Origin of the sequence: Vibrio sp. 10N.261.52.A1 (assembly GCF_002876325.1) — a bacterium.
GTDB lineage: Bacteria > Pseudomonadota > Gammaproteobacteria > Enterobacterales > Vibrionaceae > Vibrio > Vibrio chagasii.
Window position 1 is genome coordinate 1 of the sequence record NZ_MCYD01000706.1, and the last position, 22,647, is coordinate 22,647.

At 44.4% G+C, this 22,647-nt stretch carries 13 protein-coding genes, 2 pseudogenes and 1 riboswitch; of the genes and pseudogenes, 9 read left to right on the forward strand and 6 right to left on the reverse strand.

Features of this window, described 5'->3' with window-relative positions:
- Positions 1-235: 235 nt before the first annotated feature.
- Positions 236-835, reverse strand: a complete 600-nt coding sequence (locus BCT81_RS14020) for a CoA pyrophosphatase (protein WP_061031625.1) — start codon at positions 833-835, stop codon at positions 236-238.
- Between the two features lie 281 nt (positions 836-1,116).
- Between BCT81_RS14020 and BCT81_RS14025 the strand changes: the two genes are divergently transcribed.
- Together BCT81_RS14025 and BCT81_RS14030 are read left to right on the forward strand one after the other, a co-directional pair.
- Positions 1,117-1,659: a heme NO-binding domain-containing protein gene (locus tag BCT81_RS14025; RefSeq protein WP_061031624.1), complete on the forward strand. Its 543-nt coding sequence runs from the start codon at positions 1,117-1,119 to the stop codon at positions 1,657-1,659.
- A 1-nt stretch (position 1,660) separates the two neighbouring features.
- On the forward strand, positions 1,661-3,379 hold the full coding sequence (locus BCT81_RS14030; protein WP_102424816.1) for an ATP-binding protein: 1,719 nt from the start codon (positions 1,661-1,663) through the stop codon (positions 3,377-3,379).
- A gap of 135 nt (positions 3,380-3,514) precedes the next feature.
- Here BCT81_RS14030 and pabB read toward each other — a convergent pair whose 3' ends face one another.
- Positions 3,515-4,888 (reverse strand): aminodeoxychorismate synthase component I, encoded by a 1,374-nt coding sequence (gene pabB, locus BCT81_RS14035; protein WP_102424817.1) that lies wholly within the window; start codon positions 4,886-4,888, stop codon positions 3,515-3,517.
- Between the two features lie 254 nt (positions 4,889-5,142).
- On the opposite strand from pabB, the pseudogene BCT81_RS14040 reads away from it, so the two are divergent.
- A pseudogene (locus tag BCT81_RS14040) lies at positions 5,143-6,558 on the forward strand (fumarate hydratase); the annotation flags it as partial.
- Here the strand turns inward: BCT81_RS14040 and ssb1 are convergent.
- Positions 6,539-6,802: pseudogene (ssb1, locus tag BCT81_RS14045) on the reverse strand (single-stranded DNA-binding protein SSB1); the annotation flags it as partial. The pseudogenes BCT81_RS14040 and ssb1 overlap by 20 nt on opposite strands.
- Before the next feature lie 279 nt (positions 6,803-7,081).
- Between ssb1 and BCT81_RS14050 the strand changes: the two are divergent.
- From BCT81_RS14050 to BCT81_RS14065, 4 genes are all read left to right on the forward strand, one after another.
- Entirely contained in the window at positions 7,082-7,729 is a 648-nt protein-coding gene (locus BCT81_RS14050) for a LuxR C-terminal-related transcriptional regulator (protein WP_032498539.1), read from the forward strand.
- A gap of 157 nt (positions 7,730-7,886) precedes the next feature.
- Positions 7,887-8,759, forward strand: coding sequence for a UTP--glucose-1-phosphate uridylyltransferase GalU (galU, locus tag BCT81_RS14055; RefSeq protein ID WP_063523508.1), 873 nt, complete (start codon positions 7,887-7,889; stop codon positions 8,757-8,759).
- Between the two features lie 149 nt (positions 8,760-8,908).
- Positions 8,909-11,740, forward strand: a complete 2,832-nt coding sequence (gene uvrA / locus BCT81_RS14060) for an excinuclease ABC subunit UvrA (protein ID WP_102424818.1) — start codon at positions 8,909-8,911, stop codon at positions 11,738-11,740.
- Positions 11,741-11,836: 96 nt separating this feature from the next.
- Positions 11,837-13,600: a PglL family O-oligosaccharyltransferase gene (locus tag BCT81_RS14065; protein WP_102424819.1), complete on the forward strand. Its 1,764-nt coding sequence runs from the start codon at positions 11,837-11,839 to the stop codon at positions 13,598-13,600.
- A gap of 101 nt (positions 13,601-13,701) precedes the next feature.
- Here the strand turns inward: BCT81_RS14065 and BCT81_RS14070 are convergent, their stop codons facing one another.
- Positions 13,702-14,841 (reverse strand): alanine--glyoxylate aminotransferase family protein, encoded by a 1,140-nt coding sequence (locus BCT81_RS14070; protein WP_102424820.1) that lies wholly within the window; start codon positions 14,839-14,841, stop codon positions 13,702-13,704.
- 176 nt (positions 14,842-15,017) lie between these two features.
- Positions 15,018-15,195: riboswitch (Lysine riboswitch) on the forward strand.
- Positions 15,196-15,301: 106 nt separating this feature from the next.
- Here BCT81_RS14070 and lysC point away from each other — a divergent pair.
- Complete coding sequence (gene lysC, locus BCT81_RS14075) at positions 15,302-16,669, forward strand: lysine-sensitive aspartokinase 3 (RefSeq protein WP_102424821.1); 1,368 nt, start codon at positions 15,302-15,304, stop codon at positions 16,667-16,669.
- Between the two features lie 105 nt (positions 16,670-16,774).
- On the opposite strand, the gene metH is transcribed toward lysC, so the two are convergent.
- Positions 16,775-20,452: a methionine synthase gene (metH, locus tag BCT81_RS14080; RefSeq protein WP_102424822.1), complete on the reverse strand. Its 3,678-nt coding sequence runs from the start codon at positions 20,450-20,452 to the stop codon at positions 16,775-16,777.
- Positions 20,453-20,620: 168 nt separating this feature from the next.
- Here metH and BCT81_RS14085 point away from each other — a divergent pair, with 168 nt between their 5' ends.
- Positions 20,621-21,901, forward strand: coding sequence for a sodium:proton antiporter (locus tag BCT81_RS14085; RefSeq protein WP_004740869.1), 1,281 nt, complete (start codon positions 20,621-20,623; stop codon positions 21,899-21,901).
- Between the two features lie 555 nt (positions 21,902-22,456).
- Here the strand turns inward: BCT81_RS14085 and BCT81_RS29600 are convergent.
- The coding region (locus tag BCT81_RS29600; protein WP_206748012.1) for a hypothetical protein at positions 22,457-22,647 on the reverse strand (191 nt) is incomplete at its 5' end.

A 22,647-nucleotide genomic window follows, 5' to 3' on the forward strand; every position in this document is an offset into this window, starting at 1 on the left:
GATCTAAATCATGTAATGAAACGGCGTGTCACATGATATGCGAAAAACGGATTTTTGATCACGAAAATGCCGTGCTACATGTGATTTATGTTCATGTCTGGCATTAGTTTTTTTTATCCGAAAGGGGTGGCTGTACAGATTTATACCAAGTAAACGTTTGCGTAAAATTGCATTAATAAATCTGTTCCATAGAAAGGCTAGCGTTTGTTAACAGAGATTAAACAAAACGTAGTTGCTATGTAATTTGTTGCACTACATGCTGCTGCAATGATTGGATGATTTGTGCCGTGACGCCCCATATAAGGTGCTCTTCGAAGGGCATCGCGAAAACACGATGTTTGATTTGCTTAAAGTTTACGGTGTGGCTATGCAGCTTCGCTTGGTCTAAAACATAGGTAGCTGGGACTTCAAAAATGGACGCAACCTCGTTCTCATCAATGATGGGTTTATAGTCAGGATCGACTAATGCGACAATCGGCGTAACAGAAAATTTACTAATAGTACTCAAGGTGGGTAATTGCCCAACAATTTTAACCTGATCCGATCGAATTCCTACCTCTTCATGAAGCTCTCTAAGTGCAGTAAATTGCATAGATGGGTCGGAAAGCTCATGTTTACCGCCAGGAAAGCTAACTTGCCCCGGGTGATGTTTTAAATGAGCCGCTCTTTTAGTAAAAATGACATGTAAACCATCTTCCCTTTCAACTAAACCGACCACAACGGCCGCTTTGCGCAATTCATCATCACTAATATGAGAAACGCGCTCTACTGATTCAGGGTGATAACCAGCAGGAGGGTTAAGCTGAAACTGCTGAAGGAAATTATCTCGGTTCATAACATGCCAATATATTGATTATTATGCCTTTAAGTATAGGCACAACCGACAGTGGAACGCCAACCTAACCATCATCGGAGCTGTTAACCTTTAGAACTGCCTGTGATTGCTTTGGCTACTTACTGTTTCTCGGTTTTTGCTATATTCAATATGAGCATATGGGAGAGTCAACTTGGGCGAGGTCATAAAATTAACCAAGAAAACGTACTTTTTTTGATCAAGAATTTGATAACAACAACTTAGTGGCTCATTCTAAAAAGAAATAGATCAAAAGGTATGAGATGAAAGGAATCATATTCACCGAATTTTTAGAGCTTGTTGAAGATAAGTTCGGTTTAGAGCTTTTGGAAGAAGTGCTAGAAATGTCGGAAGATGAGGGGATCTACACATCGGTTGGTAGTTATGACCATAAAGATCTAGTGAAGCTCATCATTAACCTAAGTAAAAAAACGGATATTGACGCCGCCAGCTTGCAACGAGTGTTTGGCCAATCGGTGTTTAAGAATCTATTGGCTTCAATTCCTAATAAAGCGAGTCTCAAACACAGCAATACGACGTTCCAATTTATCCAGCACGTTGAGCGTTACATTCACGTTGAAGTGAAAAAGCTCTACCCAGACGCTGAGCCACCGGAGTTTAGCTTTATCACGACAACAGAAGCCCAGCTTGTTTTCGATTATAAAAGCGCACGATGCATGTCTCATGTTTGTTTAGGGCTAATCGAGGGATGTGCCGAGTACCATGGCGAATCGATTGCAGTGGACATGACACCTCAAAATGATGACCAAAGTGTGGTTAGGTTTAATCTCAAAGTAGAAAAGTAATATGAGTTTGGTAACCGCGCTAGAGAGCAAACTAAAGCGCCAAATAGCCGCCCGCAAAGTGGCTGAAGCTCTGTTGGAGCAAAAAAGTCTTGAATTGTTCGAAGCCAACCAACAGCTGGAGCTTGCCCTGCGGCAGTTGGAAAAACGTTCCAACGCGAACATTCGTCGTATCGAGTTTCAAGAGCAAATTGATAATCTATTGATAGATTTTGGTCGCGCGTTTCTTCGAAGCGACTTAGATGATGTGATGCTGTCTCAACTGACCACAAACGTGACAAACAGTTACCTTATTGAAGCTAGCCGCTTAATATTGCCATCGAAGCTGCTTCCACAACTTCAAACCTACGATTATGGTGATGCATCGGTTGGTGATTTCGACCCAAAAATCGGAGAAACACAATGGGAAGGTGATCTACTCACTGTACCGCTTGAAGTTGAGAAGGTTATCGTCGGAGCATTGATCGTAAAGGTCAACCTATCTGAACAAGATGTCGATTTTATCGAGAGCCAACTCTTATTGGTTACAGATCTTATCTGCAGTGCCATTACTCACCAATTAGCTATCAATCGAAATATTGAGTCTCGTAAGCGAGCAGAGGAATCTGAACGAGCGACGCGCGATTTTGTGGCGATGATTAACCATGAGCTAAGAACGCCGCTCAACGGTTTATTGGGAAGTGCTGAATTAATCAGTGATACCGAGCTCAACAGTTCCCAACGTGAAATTGTGAATAACCTAAGTCAATCAGGTGAGTTTTTAAGGACCATCATCAATGACTTATTGGACTACAGCAAAATCAATGCCGGTATGTTGGAGCTGATTCCAAAGAAGTTTGCACTGCTTGATTTAAGAAACACCATTGAAAGCATCTTTACAAATCGAGCAAAAGAGAAGCAGCTTGAATTTAATATCAGCGTGGCACCAAATGTTCCATCTCACTTCAAAGGCGATTTAGAGCGAATCACTCAGTTATTTGTAAACTTAATTGGTAATGCGATTAAGTTTACCGAGGAAGGGCATGTAAACGTTGATATCGAATGGCGTGACCAGCACTTCGTTTTCTCTGTAGAAGATACTGGAGTCGGTATTGCTGAGTCCGCTTATAAAACGCTGTTTGAACCTTTTACTCAAGCGGATAACTCAAGTAGTCGTAATTATGAAGGTACTGGGCTAGGCTTAGCGATTTGCCGTAAGCTCGTCGGCTTGATGGATGGCGATATAGGTGTAACCAGCATTGTTGGTTCAGGGACGACATTTACCATCTCAGTCCCCCTCCAAGTTGTCGATGTTCCTGATGGTAGCGATACGATTTCCAAAGGGTTTGAATCTGAAGTTGAACTTTCATTGCTGAAAGTGCTGGTGGTCGATGATATTAAGATGAACCAGATCATCATTCAGCAGATGCTACGTAAACATGAGATAGAGCCTGCGATTGCCAGCAATGGCGTTGAAGGGGTAGAGCTAGCGTCAGACACAGAATATGACATTGTATTTATGGATTGCCGGATGCCACTTATGGATGGCTTTGAAGCAACTGAGACACTCAGAGAGAAAGGTTATTCTAAGTCTATTGTCGCCCTGACAGCAGGGACTACGTTGGAGGAGCGCGAGCGTTGCATTCAATGTGGGATGAACGACATCCTCAGTAAGCCATATACGGCTAATGACTTGAAAGAAATGCTTAAGAAGTGGGGTGTTGGACCTATCACTACGTCATAGTTGATGACTGCATACTAGCGATAGCAAAAAAGTTTAGAAAGAAAAAGCCGAAGTGATCATCGCGATGACTTCGGCTTTTTTATACTTTTCGTTTGGCTTCGAACTCGTACTACGCAGTTAGCAAATAGCGTTCACTTAGCACTCTTCCAGTACAGGGAGGATTCGACTAAGTTTATCCAGCGTTTCTTGGTATTCAGAAGCACAATCACTATCGAATACCACACCACCGCCAGCCCAAGCGTAAAGCGTATTGTTCTCCGCCACTAAAGTTCGGATGGTAATGCTGGTGTCCATTCTGCCGTTTCGGCTAATATAGCCAATGCTTCCACAATAAGCAGATCGTCTATGTGGCTCCAGTTCTTCGATGATCTGCATTGCACGAACTTTAGGAGCACCAGTAATAGAACCACCGGGGAAGCAAGCCCTCAGTAGATCTGTCGCTGAGTATTGATAATCAAGGTCGGCCCTTATTGTACTCACTAAGTGATGCACAGCAGGGAAGCTTTCAATATCGAACAATTTAGGGACATGAACCGTTCCTGGCTTTGCCACTCGACCGATATCATTACGAAGCAGGTCGACAATCATCAGGTTTTCAGCCTGGTCTTTATCCGCGCTCGCTAGGTCTTGTGCATTTGAGTCATCGATCACATGGTCATCAGAACGGGGGCGAGTACCTTTGATCGGTTTCGTTTCAATAACGTTATCTTTTAGCTCTAGGAAGCGTTCTGGTGAGACACTAATAATGGCACTGTTCGCCAAACGGATGAAACCAGAAAACGGAGCTGAGTTGTACTGCTCAAGTTTTTCGTAGGCCAACCATTCGCTACCTTGGTATTTGGCATTGAAGCGCTGAGCCAAGTTGATTTGGTAACAGTCACCAGACAACAGATATTCTTGAACGCTATCGAACTTATCTGCGTAGCTCTGCTCGCTCATGTTCGATTGCCACTGTGTCGTTAGGCTAAATTCTTCAACGCTAGGTTGAGCTTGTTGTTGAGATAACCAATCCCAGTGAGCTTCGATGTTTTGTCCAACCACACAGGCTGTTTTCAACTTGTGGTCAACCACAATTGCCCATTCATACAGACCCACCGCCATATCGGGTGCATCAATATCACGTGTTGAGGTAGCCGGAAGTATTTCCACTCGGCGGCCTAAATCGTAGCTAAAGTAACCTAACGCGCCGCCTACGAATGGTAAGTCTGAATGCCCATTAGTAGCAGGTAACAACTGTTGTTGATATTGGTCGAGTAGCTCAAAAGGATCGGAATCTGAAACCTCGCACGTCTCTTTAACATTAATGGTGGTTTTTGCACCGATTGTTTCGAAGGTGGCGATGGGTTGAGCAACTAAAATGTCGTATCGACTATCAACGTGGCTTTCTGAAGCGGAGCGTAATAGCATTGCCCACGGCAGGTTTTCGATATGAGAAAACAGCTGTTTAGCTAAAGTTGATTGATATTCAAGCGGCTTGATTTGGATAGCGCGAAATTCGTTGTTATTCATTTGTTTAATTTGTGACAAAGAGTTCGATCACTGCATGGCTTGTGAGAGGAAGCAAGAGTATCATAAATTGAAAATAAAATGGGTTCTTGATTAGAACGGTGTAATCCAAGTGGTTTAGTTTAAAGCTATGCAAGCGATTGCTAAAGCAACTAAATACAGCTCAACATTATAAAAAGCTAAACCTACTGATCTCATTTAGCGTTATTCGTTAAATAGTGAACCCACATGGAACTAGAACAATAAAGAGGCATGCAATGACGGTTATTCGTAAGCAAGATGTGATCAGCAGTGTCGCTGACGCACTTCAGTACATTTCTTATTATCACCCTTTAGACTTTGTCCAAGCCCTAGAAAAAGCGTACGAGAAAGAAGAGAGCCAAGCAGCTAAAGATGCGATCGCTCAGATTCTGATTAACTCACGTATGTCTGCGGAAGGTCACCGTCCTATCTGTCAGGATACTGGTATCGTTACTTGTTTCGTGAACATCGGTATGGATGTGAAGTGGGAAACGGATCTAACAGTACAACAAATGGTTGATGAAGGCGTTCGTCAAGCTTACAACAACCCAGATAACCCACTGCGTGCATCTGTCCTAATGGACCCTGCAGGTAAGCGTATTAATACTAAAGACAACACACCTGCGGTTGTCCACATTAATATGGTTCCGGGCAACAAAGTTGAAATTCAAATCGCGGCGAAAGGCGGCGGTTCAGAGAACAAAACTAAAATGGTTATGCTAAACCCTTCTGATGATATTGCAGAATGGGTAGAGAAGACGCTACCAACGATGGGCGCAGGTTGGTGTCCACCGGGTATGCTTGGCATAGGCATCGGCGGTACCGCTGAGAAAGCCGCGGTACTTGCGAAAGAGTCTCTGATGGAGCACATCGATATCCAAGAGCTTATCGAGAAAGGTCCTGAGAACGCAGAAGAAGAGCTTCGTCTAGACATCTTCAACCGCGTAAACAAACTTGGCATTGGTGCACAAGGCTTGGGTGGTCTAACTACCGTTGTTGATGTGAAGATCAAAACTGCACCAACACACGCAGCGTCTAAGCCAGTATGTTTAATCCCTAACTGTGCAGCAACGCGTCACGTGCACTTCACATTAGATGGCAGCGGCCCAGCAGAGCTTACGCCACCTAAACTAGAAGAGTGGCCAGACATCACTTGGGAAGCGGGCGCAAACACACGCCGTGTGAACCTTGATGAAGTGACTAAAGAAGACGTTCAAGAGTGGAAGACGGGTGAAACGGTTCTTCTATCAGGCAAAATCCTAACGGGCCGTGATGCAGCGCATAAGCGTATTCAAGGCATGCTTGAAAGCGGTGAAGGTCTACCTGAAGGCGTAGACTTTAAAGGCAAGTTCATCTACTACGTTGGTCCTGTGGATGCAGTAGGCGACGAAGCGGTAGGTCCTGCGGGCCCAACAACGTCGACACGTATGGATAAGTTCACAGACATGATGCTAAACGAAACGGGCATCATGGGCATGATCGGTAAAGCGGAACGTGGTCCTGCTACGGTTGAATCAATCAAAGAGCATAAAGCGGTTTACTTGATGGCTGTAGGTGGCGCTGCTTACCTAGTAGCAAAAGCAATCAAGAAAGCACGTGTTGTTGCGTTTGAAGATCTTGGTATGGAAGCGATTTACGAGTTTGAAGTTGACCTTCAATGTAAACTTGAGAACCTTTGCGTAGGTACTCACCAGCAACTTCAGCTAGCTTGCCAAACAGAGCAACGCGGTGCCATTCTGTTTTTTCACGCTGTTCGCCAGTTGCTTTATCACGCCATGACTCTGACGTTGCAATGGTAATGTTCGCTACTGCGCCGCCATTTGGCATGTAACGAATTTCTGGGTCATTACCTAGGTTACCCACTAATATAACTTTGTTAACTCCACGGCTAGCCATGATTTGCTCCGTCTAAATTCATAGTCTCAGAAAATTTTTAGCGCACAAGAATAGCATGCTTTTCTGCTGTGATAAATCGCATTCCTATTCTCTCCTCACGACAAAGAATAAAAACGTAACAAATCATGATATTCAGAGCGATGTTGCTTTTTTCTCCACTTACAAACCACTCATTTACTTTGGGAATTGATATTCAACGCAAGTCACAACGATGATGCTAGAGAAACCAAAGTCGGCATGACAACGTGAATACCCATCCCTCTTAAACAGGACGTTTCAATGAGAAAGTCTCGATACGCTCGCACTTTACACTTTATGTGCATCGACCCAAGTGATACTTACATACATGTAAAAGAGATAGAAAAACACCTATCTATCATCTTGTATAAGATGACGCCAGACGACCTAATGTTAGTTGATAGAAAGCAGAGTAATCGTATTCTTCTTGTCGACTATAAAGAAGTACCAAAGCTATTGGCTATCTGCCCTAATTTGACAGTAATGTGGAAGAATAATGAGATCATTTTGTTTAATGTCCCACAGCAACTGCCGACCTCAGAGCTTTTGACTTATGGTGTATTAAAAGGACTGTTTTATAACACCGATAAAAAAGACAAGATTGCTCATGGTTTACAAGAGGTAATCGATGGCGATAACTGGCTGCCAAGAAAGGTCACCAACCAACTGCTGTTCTACTACCGTAATATGGTCAATACCAACACAACGCCTACCAATGTTGATCTCACTATTCGCGAGATTCAGGTCATTCGTTGCCTCCAATCAGGCTCATCGAACACACAAATAGCCGATGATCTTTTTATCAGCGAGTTCACGGTGAAGTCTCACCTCTATCAAATATTCCGCAAATTGGCGGTAAAAAATAGAGTCCAAGCGATAGCATGGGCCAACCAGAACCTGCTTGCATAATTGATCTGCTTCTTAAAGTGACGATAATTTTGAGGGAAGCTCTGGTTAGCCATACGGATTGTTGCTGAATTTTCGACAAAATTTGTGCTAGAGTTGCCCTCAGAAATATCAACCACTCAGGTTGAATCAATAATTATTATAGATAAAGGGTCTTACGATGATCAAAAAGTGCCTTTTCCCGGCAGCAGGCTACGGTACACGCTTCTTACCAGCAACCAAATCAATGCCGAAAGAAATGATGCCAGTAGTAAACAAACCACTGATTGAATACGGCGTTGAAGAAGCAATCGAAGCCGGTATGGACGGAATGTGTATCGTAACGGGTCGTGGTAAGCACTCAATCATGGATCACTTCGACAAGAACTACGAGCTTGAACATCAAATCAGTGGCACAAATAAAGAAGACCTGCTGGTTAATATCCGTGAAACGATTGAAGCTGCAAACTTTACCTATATTCGTCAACGCGAAATGAAAGGCTTAGGTCACGCAATCCTGACTGGTCGTGAGCTTGTGGGTGACGAACCATTCGCAGTGGTACTTGCCGATGACCTATGTGTAAATGAACAACAAGGCGTGTTGGCACAAATGGTTGCGCTATACAAACAGTTCCGCTGTTCTATCGTAGCTGTTCAAGAAGTTCCTGAAGAAGAGACACATAAGTACGGTGTTATCTCAGGTGAAATGATCAAAGACGACCTGTTCCGTGTTGATGACATGGTGGAAAAGCCAGAGCAAGGCACAGCACCAAGCAACCTAGCGATCATTGGCCGTTATATTCTGACTCCGGATATCTTCGAACTGATCGAGCAAACGGAACCAGGTAAAGGTGGTGAGATCCAAATCACCGATGCACTGCTTAAACAAGCAAAAGCAGGTTGTGTATTGGCATACAAATTTAAAGGCCAGCGTTTTGACTGCGGTAGCGTAGAAGGCTACATCGAAGCAACAAACTACTGCTTTGAAAACCTATACAAGAAAGACCAGCAGCAAGTTGAGTTAGGCAAACACGCAACACAGAAAGAAGCATAACTGCTGACTGGTAAGTAACAATTCACACAATGTAATGGGCGGCTCTTGGAGTCGCCCTTTTTAATTACTGTTTTTTTATCCAGTAAAACTTTGCACAAATCTCACTCTATGTAATACTTTAGCCACTAAAAATTACATGGTCTGTTGAGATGGATAAAATAGAAATTAGAGGCGCTCGTACGCATAACCTCAAAGACGTAAACCTTACCATCCCTCGTGATAAGCTGATTGTTATCACAGGTCTTTCTGGTTCAGGTAAGTCATCACTTGCGTTTGATACCCTCTACGCAGAAGGGCAACGCCGTTATGTTGAGTCTTTGTCTGCCTATGCTCGTCAATTTCTATCCCTTATGGAAAAGCCTGATGTCGACCACATCGAAGGCTTATCTCCCGCTATCTCGATAGAACAGAAATCGACGTCTCACAACCCTCGCTCAACGGTCGGTACGATTACAGAAGTTTATGATTACCTGAGGCTTCTTTACGCACGAGTCGGGGAACCTCGCTGTCCAGAACACAACACACCACTTGCCGCACAAACCATCAGCCAAATGGTGGATAAGGTACTTGAACTACCTGTTGGATCAAAGATGATGCTGTTAGCACCAATCGTTAAAGAGCGTAAAGGTGAGCATGTAAAAACACTGGAAAACTTAGCGGCTCAGGGCTTTATCCGCGCGCGTATTGATGGTGAGACATGCGACCTATCCGATCCACCAGCACTAGAACTGCACAAGAAACACACGATAGAAGTAGTGGTTGACCGATTTAAGGTACGCCCTGATCTTCAACAACGCTTAGCCGAATCTTTCGAGACCACATTAGAGCTCTCCGGTGGTATTGCTGTTGTCGGTTGGATGGATGAAACAGACCAAGAAGAGATCGTATTCTCTGCTAACTTCGCTTGCCCTAAGTGTGGTTACAGCATGCAAGAGCTTGAACCTCGCCTATTTTCATTCAACAACCCAGCAGGTGCATGTGGCACGTGTGATGGCCTTGGAGTTCAACAGTACTTTGACCCAAGCAGAGTGATCTTGGATGAAAGTTTAAGCATCGCAGACGGAGCCATTAAGGGCTGGGATCAAAAGAACTACTACTATTTCCAGATGCTAACATCGCTCTCTGAGCACTATGGTTTCGATCTGTTTGCACCCTTTAATTCTCTCCCAAAGAAGACTCAAGAGATTATTCTTAAAGGTTCAGGTCGTACTGAAGTTGAATTCAAATACATCAATGATCGTGGTGATATTCGAGTCAAACGTCACCCATTTGAAGGCATTTTGAATACGCTAGAGCGCCGTTACCGTGATACGGAATCAAACGCAGTCCGTGAAGACCTTGCTAAATACATCTCAACGAAATCATGCTCTAGCTGCGATGGTACACGCTTGAGATTAGAAGCTCGTAATGTCTTCATTGGCGATACAACACTGCCTGAAATCGTTGAACTGAGCATTGCTGACGCACTGCAATTTTTCCAAGAATTGAAGTTAGACGGTCAGCGCGGACAAATCGCCGATAAGGTGATGAAAGAGATCAATGATCGCCTGCACTTCTTGGTTAATGTCGGTTTGAACTACCTCAACCTGTCACGCAGTGCTGAAACCCTATCTGGTGGTGAAGCGCAACGAATTCGTCTCGCAAGTCAGATAGGTGCAGGCTTAGTGGGAGTTATGTATGTCTTGGATGAACCATCGATTGGCCTCCACCAGCGTGATAATGAACGACTGCTGCAAACCTTGGTTCACCTGAGAGATTTAGGCAACACAGTGCTTGTCGTTGAGCATGATGAAGACGCTATTCGCTGTGCGGACCATGTGATCGATATCGGCCCAGGCGCTGGTGTTCACGGTGGTCACGTCGTCGCAGAAGGTACTATGCAAGATATCATCGACAATCCAAATTCGTTGACTGGTCAATACCTGAGTGGCGTAAAGGAGATTGAAGTACCAAAACAACGAACACCGATCGACAAGAAAAAAGTCGTCGAGATCATTGGGGCTACCGGTAATAACCTGAAAAATGTCACAGCGACTATCCCTGTTGGTCTATTCAGTTGTATTACAGGTGTATCAGGGTCAGGTAAGTCAACGCTGATTAATGATACTTTCTTTAAGATTGCTCACACCCAACTCAACGGTGCAACGACAGCAGTACCGGCACCACATAAGAAAATTAAAGGCTTAGAGCATTTCGATAAGGTCATCGACATTGACCAAAGCCCTATCGGTAGAACACCAAGATCAAATCCTGCAACCTATACAGGGATCTTCACGCCTATTCGTGAGTTATTTGCGGGGACACAGGAGTCTCGTTCGCGCGGTTACAAACCGGGACGCTTCAGCTTTAACGTGCGTGGCGGACGTTGTGAAGCCTGCCAGGGCGACGGTGTTATCAAGGTCGAAATGCACTTCTTACCGGACGTTTATGTACCTTGTGATGTGTGTAAGGGCAAACGCTACAATCGTGAAACACTAGAAGTTCGCTACAAGGGTAAAACCATCGACGAAGTACTGGAAATGACCGTAGAAGACGCACGTGAGTTCTTTAATCCGGTTCCAGTGATCGCTCGCAAACTGCAAACTCTCATCGATGTCGGCCTTTCTTATATTCGTTTGGGGCAAGCCGCAACTACCCTATCTGGTGGTGAGGCTCAACGTGTTAAATTAGCGCGTGAGCTGTCTAAACGAGATACAGGGAAAACGTTATACATTCTGGATGAGCCAACAACAGGCCTTCACTTCCACGATATCCAACAGCTATTAACCGTATTACATCGCCTACGTGATCACGGTAATACCGTTGTGGTGATTGAACACAACTTGGATGTCGTTAAAACCGCAGACTGGATACTCGATCTCGGCCCTGAGGGTGGTCAAGGTGGTGGTGAAATCGTTGCAGAAGGCACACCAGAAGATGTGGCACTAGTCGAAGGTTCACATACAGCACGCTTCCTTAAGCCTATGTTAAATTTGAACTAGGTGTAAAATAGCGTCCTGTGGGTGGACAGAAAAATGTTAAAGTAACGGAGCTTGTTTCAAAAGGAACAAGCTCCGTTTTTATAAGGTTAGGGATTTATGGCAACAATACACACTAGCGGAACCCAGCTAGAGCATCAGATCACTCAGCTACCTCTCAACAAAGCATTCCTTGCTTCATTAGCTGTTGTGTTCTTACTCGCCATGCATTTTTTCATGCCTAACCCAGGTGGTTCGGGCCTTGCTCTATCCTTTAATCCGACGACTTGGCTGGCTCTAAGCTTCACTCTAGCGATTGGATTTTACCAGCTAGCAACCAATCGAGAGCTTAAGTATTCCAAGTTAACCGTAGGCTTACTGATCAGCTGTGTGATACTCACATTGCCTATTCTATACAGCAATGCTTCACCGCAAGGAGCATCCAGTCGATTACTTGGGTTATGGGCTGGCTTTGCTTTATTTGTAGTACTTCAGCAGTTCAAATTCAGTAATAAACATAAACAGCGCATGCTTTGGTTCATCGTACTCGCTGTCGTCATACAAGCGCTTTTTGGTTATGTACAATATTTTGTATTGGAGCCAGGTAACCTATTTGGTTACAACACTGAAACTAATCGTCCTTATGGAATCTTCCAACAGCCTAATGTGATGGCCAGTTTTTTAGCGACTGGTTTTGTCCTCTCGGCTTACCTATTAGCGAGGCAGCCCGCTAAGTACAACCACAAGATTAGCGAATCGTTTTTACTCTACCTAACACCAACATTAACCGTACCACTGCTGATCATCATTGCATCACGCACAGGTTGGTTAGCGGCACTCATTGGATTTGTGTGTATTCTGCCCTACTTATACAGATTCTCGACCAAGAAACGCTTCTACGGATGGTGTACATCCGTTGCTGTCGGTATCGTAGTTGCATTTTCAGTAATCAGCCTTAGCGCGACAGATAGCCTAGCAAGTAAAAGGACCAATTTAGAAAGTCCTCGCGCTTACACCTTCCCGCAAACATTAGACATGCTGGTAGAGAAACCATTTACTGGTTACGGCTACGGAAAATTTGAATCAGAGTACACTCTGTATACCGCTCGTCAGCACCAACTCAATTCAAACTATCATCCGGGGCTTCCGGCAATGGATCACCCTCACAATGAGTTTCTATTCTGGGGAGTTGAGGGCGGTATTGTACCTATCATAGGAATATTGATTGCCGCAGTATTAGTATTGTCGCGTATCTCGAGCTCAGCGAAAGGAACACGCTTAGCTTTACTGGCGCTATTCATACCGATACTTTTACACTCTCAGCTAGAGTACCCGTTCTATCACTCAGCGATACACTGGATAACCTTTATCATATTGATTTATTGGGTCGACCAGCGCGCTTCGCGTCACTATCAACAGCCGTTCAGCATCATCAGTAAAACACTATTTAGAGTGACCAGCTTAGTGCTACCAATTGTGGTGAGTGTTTACATGTTGAGCGCACTGCATACCAACTATGTACTGACCAAATTTGAGCTATCTAAACCTAAAAACCCAGATATTCTCAAACAAGTCACCAACCCTGTGGTTTGGAAAGATCGCTACGATTGGGATATATACAGCACCTATCTAAACATTGGTCTATATAGAGGCGATCCTAGCCTTATTCAGCCTTATATTGATTGGTCACTCGAGATCATAAAGAGTAAACCAAGACCTGCGTTCTACAGTAACCTGATCCTTGCTTACCAGGGGTTAGGGGAAGAAAGCAAAGCGGAACAAATCCGTAGCGAAGCAAAGTTTCTGTTTCCAGACAGAGACTTTTCACAGGTTCAGTACAAGAAAGTATCCCAAGCAGAAAACAACGTCTCATCGGCAGAGTAATTAGGCACTAGCGAGATATGACTTTCGCATCTCACCTTTAGAGCAAATACAAAAAAGCGCACGATCCTCGTGCGCTTTTCTTTAAAACTAATCTGATTTGACTATTTAAGTACGTCTTGCAGCGCTTTAAGACACAACGCGACATTCTCTTTGCGAGCACCGTAGCCCATCAAGCCAATACGCCATGCCTTACCAGCCAAAGAGCCAAGCCCAGCACCAATCTCAAGGTTATACTCTTCTAAAAGCTGCGATCTGACTTTCGCTTCATCGATTCCTTCAGGGAAGTAAAGAGCATTAAGTTGTGGTAAACGGCTCTCCTCCTCAACAACAAATTTCAGTCCTAATGCTTCCACGCCCTCTTTCAACTCTTGATGCATTGCGTGATGGCGAGACCAAGCATTATCCAAGCCTTCATTTTTCAATAGCACGAGAGACTCATGCAGCGCGTAAAGACTATTGACTGGTGCAGTATGGTGATAACTACGCTTACCTTCGCCGCTCCAGTAACCTAATACTAGGCTCTGATCCAAGAACCAGCTTTGTACCGGTGACTGACGCGCTTTCATTTTATCAACGGCACGCTGAGAGAAAGTCACAGGTGATAAACCGGGAACACAAGATAAGCACTTCTGACTACCAGAATAAACCGCATCGAGCTGCCATTCGTCCACTAACAGTGGTACACCACCCAGTGAGGTCACAGCATCAACAATCGTCAATGCATCGAACTGTCGGGCAACCGCAGAGATAGCTTGAGCATCCGATAGCGCACCAGTAGAGGTCTCAGCATGCACAAACGCAACCGCGACAGCATCTGGGTTTTCTGATAATGCTTGTTGTACCTTTTCGACAGATACAGGCTTACCCCATTCGTCATCAACAAGAATTGCCTCGCCACCGCAGCGCACCACGTTTTCTCGCATACGTTCACCAAACACGCCATTTCGACAGACGATGACCTTTTCACCGGGTTCAATCAAGTTAACAAAACAAGTTTCCATACCGGCGCTGCCCGGCGCTGATACAGCAATCGTAAACTCATTATCTGTCTGAAATGCATACTTAAGAAGCTGTTTAACCTCATCCATCATTGCAATAAACAGCGGGTCTAGATGACCTATGGTTGGACGACTCAAAGCTTGCAGTACTTGAGGTGAGATATCAGAAGGCCCAGGCCCCATTAACGTTCGATGTGGTGGATAAAAACTATCGATAGTAGAAGTATTTGTTAAGTTAGACATGTAAATCCCTTACGTTAATGGTGTTGATATTCCACCCTAAAGCAAATCGAACATGTCAGCAATTAGCCTTAGGTCTTGAGGTCAAACCACTGTCACATAATTGTTAAAATTATTTTTAAATTATCTCAAGTTACCAATTGACATTGTGAGCGCAAACACGTTCAATGAAATGGCTATCTAGCAGAAGAGGAGCACTGCCCAGGCAGGTGTTTTGTGGAACCGCATTTCCGATACAAAGCATTTAGGGGGAGCAGTGCCGAGATAATAAAAGGATGCAGGACCTTTATTATCGGTTGAGCGGGCTGAATCCCGGCAACTGTCACCATTTCTATATGGTGAAGAGCTTCTGAGGTTACTATTCACATAATTCCTCTCTTTTTGCTCTAAAACTCTCTTCGAAAACAATGGACGTTGGATTACCCAACCGTAATTTTATTTAGGAAGTCGTGGGAGATATATCGTGAGTGCATCTAATGTAGCTGGTTCTTTTAATGTCGCTAAGTTTGGTGGTACAAGTGTTGCCAACTTTGAAGCAATGAGCCGTTGTGCTGCCATTATTGAAAACAACTCAAATACCAAGTTAGTCGTAAGCTCTGCGTGTTCAGGTGTAACCAATTTACTTGTCGAACTGGCAAATGGTGTTCAAGACAAAGCTCGTCGTCAAGAGGTGATGACCCAATTAACGGACATCCACAATGCAATTCTTGATCAACTTGCAGATCCAATCAGCGTCGAAAAAGAAGTTCACTCCATTCTTGATGACATTGCGAGCGCTGCCGAGGCTGCATCGTTTCAAACAAACACTAAGCTAACCGATCACTTAGTCGCGTGCGGTGAGTTGATGTCGACACACCTTCTTGCTCAAATCCTTCGCGAACGCGGTACATCAGCGGTTCGCTTCGATATCAGAGAAGTGATGCGCACCAATGATGACTTCGGAAAAGCAGAACCTCAGCTTGAAGAGATTTCAGTGCTAGCTAAAGAGAAACTGATTCCACTGTGCCAACAACAAGTTGTCGTCACACAAGGTTTTATTGGTGCAGACAATGACGGCAATACAACAACCTTAGGCCGTGGCGGTAGTGATTACTCAGCAGCGCTTATTGCAGAGTCAGTACAAGCGATTGGCTTAGAGATTTGGACAGATGTTCCAGGTATCTACACCACAGATCCTCGCATCGCACCTAAAGCTTCTCCAATCCCAGAAATCAGCTTCAGTGAAGCCTCTGAGATGGCAAACTTTGGAGCGAAGATCCTGCATCCATCGACTCTCGTGCCAGCACTACGTCACCAAATTCCGGTATTTGTCGGCTCTTCAAAAGCACCGGAATTGGGTGGAACTTGGATTCGCCAACAGGTAGAAAGCTCTCCACTATTCAGAGCCCTTGCCCTTCGCTGCAACCAAACCATGGTTACGCTTCGTAGCGCTAATATGTTCCATGCTTACGGCTTTCTTGCGAAAGTGTTCGAGATCCTTGCTAAACATAAGATCTCGGTCGATCTTATCACCACCTCGGAGATCAGTGTTTCACTCACCCTAGATCAAACTGATACATCTGGTGGTGCACCTGAGTTACCCGAGGCAGCTCGTCTTGAGCTAGAGGAGCTTTGTTCAGTCGATGTGGAACATGACCTGTGTTTAGTGGCATTGATTGGTAATAACATGAGTGAAAGCAAAGGCTACGCTAAGCAAGTATTCAGCACCCTTGAGGATTTCAACTTGCGCATGATTTGTTACGGAGCAAGCCCTCATAACTTATGCTTCCTGCTCAATGAGTCAGTCTCTAAACAGGCGATTCAAAAGCTGCATCAAGAGCTATTCGAATAAGGCGATAGTGAATTAATAAGAGTTCAACGCTCAAAGTACAGATACAAAAAGGGTTGCAATTAAGCAACCCTTTCTATTTTTACAAGTAACTCGTGGATTTAATAGCTAGTTAATATTTGGACCTAGCCACTTCTCAGCTTCCAACATATCCCAACCCTTACGGTCAGCATAGCTGTCTACTTGATCCTGTTGAATCTGAGCAATCGCAAAGTATCGAGAATCAGGGTGAGAGAAGTACATCCCAGAAACTGAAGCACCAGGCCACATCGCATAGCTGGACGTCAGTGACATATCGATGGTCCTCTCAACATCCATCAACTCCCACAACGTGCCCTTCTCTGTATGCTCAGGGCAAGCAGGATAACCAGGAGCAGGACGAATACCTTGGTATTTCTCTCGAATCAGATCATCGTTAGATAAGTCTTCATCTGGAGCGTAACCCCAAATGTCCTTTCGTACCTCTTGGTGTAGGTATTCAGCAAACGCTTCAGCCAGTCGATCAGCCACAGCCTGAATCATGATGGCATTGTAGTCATCACCATTGGCCTTGTATTCATCCGCTAGCTCACGCTCACCAATACCGCCTGTCACAGCAAAACCACCAATCCAGTCCGCTTTACCGCTTTCTTTTGGAGCAATGTAATCTGACAAACAGTAGTTAAAGCCTTTAGGCTTCTCAGTCTGTTGGCGAAGGTTATGTAGAACTTTGAGAACCTCGGTACGAGACTCATCGGTATACACCTCAATGTCATCACCAACACTATTAGCAGGGAACATCGCACACATACCACGGGCTTCAAGTAGCTTCTCTTTCTCTACACGATCCAGTAACTCGTTCGCATCTTTGAATAAACGTTTTGCCTCTTCGCCCACTTCTTCATGGTCAAGAATAGCTGGGTACTTACCGACTAATGACCATGTCATGAAGAATGGTGTCCAGTCGATGTAGTTGCGCAGTGTTGCCACATCAAAATCATTGAATACATGCACACCCGGTTTAGCTGGTGCTGGCGGAGTATATGCGTCCCAATCAATCGCCACTTTATTTGCGCGAGCTTGCTCGAGTGTCACTGGCTTAGTGCGAGGCTTCTTACGATTATGCTGATCGCGAACGCGCTCGTAATCTAAGTCCAACTTCTCAACGAAGGCAGGTTTTAGCTCTTCAGAAAGTAATGAGGTACATACGCCAACTGCACGAGAAGCGTTATTAACGTAGACCACTGGTTCTGAGTAATTCTGTTCAATTTTAACAGCAGTATGCGCCTTGGATGTCGTAGCACCACCAATCAATAGTGGTAACTTAAAGCCTTGTCGTTCCATTTCTTTGGCAACATGCACCATTTCATCAAGGGATGGAGTAATCAGGCCAGAAAGACCAATAATATCGACGTTTTCTTCTTTCGCGACTTTGAGAATTTTTTCACATGAAACCATCACGCCTAGGTCGATGATGTCATAGTTATTACATTGAAGAACGACGCCAACAATGTTCTTACCAATATCATGAACATCGCCCTTAACTGTCGCGAGAAGGATCTTACCGTTACTCGCACCAACTTCTTTGGATGCATTAATAAACGGCTCCAAGTGGGCTACAGCTTGCTTCATTACACGGGCCGATTTAACAACTTGAGGGAGGAACATCTTGCCTGCACCAAACAAGTCGCCGACCACGTTCATGCCGTCCATTAACGGACCTTCAATTACCTCAATTGGTCGAGCTGAATTGACACGTGCTTCTTCAGTATCTTCAACGATGAAGTCAGTAATACCTTTGACCAAAGAGTGCTCTAAACGCTTCTCTACAGGCCAAGTGCGCCACTCGAGTGCTGATTTATCTTCAACTTTACCAACCGCTCGCTCTAGATACTCGGTTGCCATATCCAGCAAGCGTTCCGTAGAGTCTTCACGACGGTTTAGTACAACATCTTCAACAGCATCACGCAGATCTTCTGGCACGTTATCGTAAATTTCCAGCTGACCAGCGTTTACGATGCCCATATCCATACCATTTTTAAAACAGTGGTATAAGAATACAGCGTGGATTGCCTCACGAACGTAGTTATTACCTCGGAATGAGAATGACACGTTCGATACACCACCCGAGATCATCGCATGAGGTAGGTCGCGCTTGATATCGCCTACCGCTTCAATGAAATCAACCGCATAGTTGTTATGCTCTTCAATACCAGTCGCAACCGCGAAGATGTTTGGGTCAAAAATAATGTCTTCAGGTGGGAAGCCAACCTCATCAACAAGAATGTTGTAAGCATTGGTACAGATCTCGACTTTACGTTCACGTGTATCTGCCTGACCGACTTCATCGAACGCCATCACGATTACGGCTGCACCATAGCGGCGAACCAACTTCGCTTGCTCGACGAACTTCTCTTTACCTTCTTTAAGAGAAATGGAGTTAACGATGCCTTTACCCTGAATACATTTCAGGCCGGCTTCAATAACCTCCCATTTTGATGAATCGACCATTACTGGGACTTTTGAAATCTCTGGCTCAGAGGCACATAGGTTAAGGAATTTAACCATGCACGCTTCAGCGTCTAGCATTCCTTCATCCATATTGATATCGATGATCTGGGCACCATTTTCGACTTGCTCACGAGCAACACTCAATGCCTCATCGTAAAGCTCTTCTTTGATCAAGCGTTTGAAGCGCGCAGAACCGGTCACGTTCGTTCGCTCACCCACGTTTACAAACAGAGACTCTTTTGCAATGGTCAGAGGTTCTAAACCGGATAAACGACACGACACAGGTAGGTCCGGCAATTGGCGAGGAGTTACACCTTCAACCGCTTCTGCCATTTGACGAATATGTTCTGGCGTAGTACCGCAACAGCCACCAATCAAGTTCAAGAAGCCACTTTCAGCCCATTCTTTAACGTGCTCTGCCATGTCTTCAGGTGAAAGGTCATACTCGCCAAATGCGTTAGGTAAGCCTGCGTTAGGGTGAGCAGAAACATAACTCTCTGAGATACGAGACATCTCGCCAACATACTCACGCAGCTCATCAGGGCCTAATGCACAGTTCAAACCAAACGAGATAGGCTTAACATGACGAAGGGCGTTATAGAAAGCTTCCGTCGTCTGCCCTGAAAGCGTACGACCTGATGCATCAGTAATGGTGCCAGAGATCATGACCGGTAAAGTGATGCCTACTTCTTCGAAAACAGATTCCACTGCAAAAGCACACGCTTTAGCATTGAGTGTATCGAAGATGGTTTCGATAAGAATAAGGTCTGAGCCACCTTTGATCAGCGCGCGAGTCGATTCAGAGTAGGCCTCGACTAACTCATCAAAGCTCACATTACGATAACCCGGATCATTAACATCTGGAGAGATAGAACAAGTACGGTTTGTTGGGCCTAAGACGCCGGCAACGAAACGAGGTTTTTCAGGAGTCTTTGCAGTCCATTCGTCAGCGGCTTCTCGTGCTAACTTGGCTGCTGCAAAGTTAATTTCTTCACTAAGGCTTTCCATATCGTAGTCGGCCATAGCAATGGTTGTAGCGTTAAAAGTATTGGTTTCAAGGATGTCTGCCCCAGCTTCCAAATATTGCGAATGAATATCTTTGATAAGCTTAGGTTGCGTAAGTACCAAAAGGTCATTGTTACCCTTTAAGTCACTATGCCAATCCGCAAAGCGTTCACCACGATAGTCCTGCTCTTCCAATTTATAGTCCTGAATCATGGTGCCCATGCCACCATCAATCAGTAAAATTCGTTGCTTCAACAGAGCATCAATCTTTTGCCTTACATTACTTCCCACGGTACAACCTCATTCCTTTAATTATGCTTCCATCCTATCACACATTAAAAAGGAGTCTAGACGTCTAAAAGAGGAAATTGATTACCGAGTCCTGACAAAAAGTGTTTGCTATTTGAGCATGAGACAACGAAAATTCATATTCATACTTTGTTACATGTTGGTACCCCAATGTCGGTCTATTACACCTTATGCTTCTTGTCTGCTGCAGCCATGCTCATTGCCTTTGTTAATAGCAAAATTGGTAAAATGCAAACAACCATCGCCATCACAGCAGGCTCAATGATGCTGTCTCTTTTAATTATCATTGCGGGCCAAAACAACTGGTTTCAATTAGCCGACATTGCTTCTGAAACGGTTGCCAGTATTAATTTTGAAGACTTCCTACTTAAAGGGATATTAGGCTTCCTACTATTTGCTGGCGGCTTAGGGATCAAACTCCCAAACCTTAAAGACCAAAAATGGGAAATCACAGTACTCGCACTCGGTGCGACTCTATTCTCGACCTTCTTTATTGGTTTTGTTCTTTATGGATTCTGTCAGTTCATCGGCATCCAATTCGATCTCATTTACTGCTTACTGTTCGGTTCTCTTATCTCACCAACCGATCCAATCGCTGTTTTAGCCATTGTAAAGAAACTCGATGCCCCAAAACGAATCTCGACTCAGATTGAAGGTGAGTCGCTATTTAACGATGGTTTTGGCTTGGTAATCTTCGTCACTCTATTCACCATTGCGTTTGGCACAGAAGCACCGACAGTTGGCAGCGTGACCATGCTATTTGTCCAAGAGGCTATTGGCGGTATCGTTTATGGTTTTGCATTAGGTCTTATATTCCACTACCTAATCAGTAATACTGATGACCACTCAATGGAATTGCTACTCACCATTGGTGTCCCTACTGCAGGTTATGCTTTTGCTGAAGTTCTCCACGTATCAGGTCCATTAGCTATGGTGGTATCAGGTATCATGATTGGTAACTGGACTCGCTTTATCGGCTTCTCTAAAGAGAGTGAAGACCACCTTGACCACTTCTGGGAACTAATAGATGAGTTCTTAAATGGCGTATTGTTCTTATTGATTGGTATGTCGATGCTGCTGTTCAAATTCCACCAAGAAGACTGGATCTTAATGGCGTTCGCAGTTCCTCTAGTATTGAGTGCACGCTACCTAAGTGTTTTCTTGTCCTACATTGGATTTAAGCGCTTTAGAACTTACAACCCATGGTCGATTAAGATTCTAACTTGGGGCGGCTTACGTGGCGGCTTAGCACTAGCAATGGCTCTATCAATCCCTTCCGGTATCTGGGTAATTGAAGACAAAGCGATAGATGTTAAAGAGATAATCCTTGTCATGACCTATGCCGTAGTGGTGTTCTCGATTCTGGTTCAAGGCTCGACAATTACTCCTATGATAGAGAAAGCAAAACAAGCAGAGAAAGAGCTAGATTAACACCTAGATAGATTAACCAAGGCCACCTACTTTAGGTGGCCTTTTTTATACCTAATGAAAGTCAAACTCACCAATTCCCACACTGAAGCTATCGCTGAAAGGTATGTGTAGAACATAGAAGCTTATATAGATATTTGATACCACTATTATTGGAGTAATCGAAAACCTTAATTTAGGGGGAGTACTAAATTTGGCCGGAACTCTTTCAGGAGGTTAAGTCCTACAGATACCTCATTGTTCTGCACACTCACTAGCCTCCCCAATAACCCACTCTCAAGTTATATTAGCTTCAATCGAAAGGCTTCACCTTTCACCTGGAAACACAAAGAACGGGAATCAATGTCTCGCTAGAATAGCGTTAGTTATTAACTAGCGGAACTATAGAGCAAAATGAGTATTTGCTAGATAGAGATCACTTGGTACTTCTAGCGTTACTTCTAAAGATGACAGGAATAATAAAGGCTCTAGCATTTTGCTGGGACGCGCACTCTAAAGACTTAAATATGGCAGGAATGGAGAGATTAGACTGAGCTGGCGAGCTAGGGGAACGCGTAGTTATTCCAACTTTGCTTCGCGAAAAAAAACCTCAGCATTTCTGCTGAGGCTTAGTATATGGCAAGGGTTGAGGCATAAACTCCCAACACGCACAGTTTTGGTAAGTAGGGGAATCCGCGGCTCTGCCAATAGAGTATTATTAGATTCAGAAAGCAAAAAGGCTCTAGCATTTCTGCTAGAGCCTTTTAATG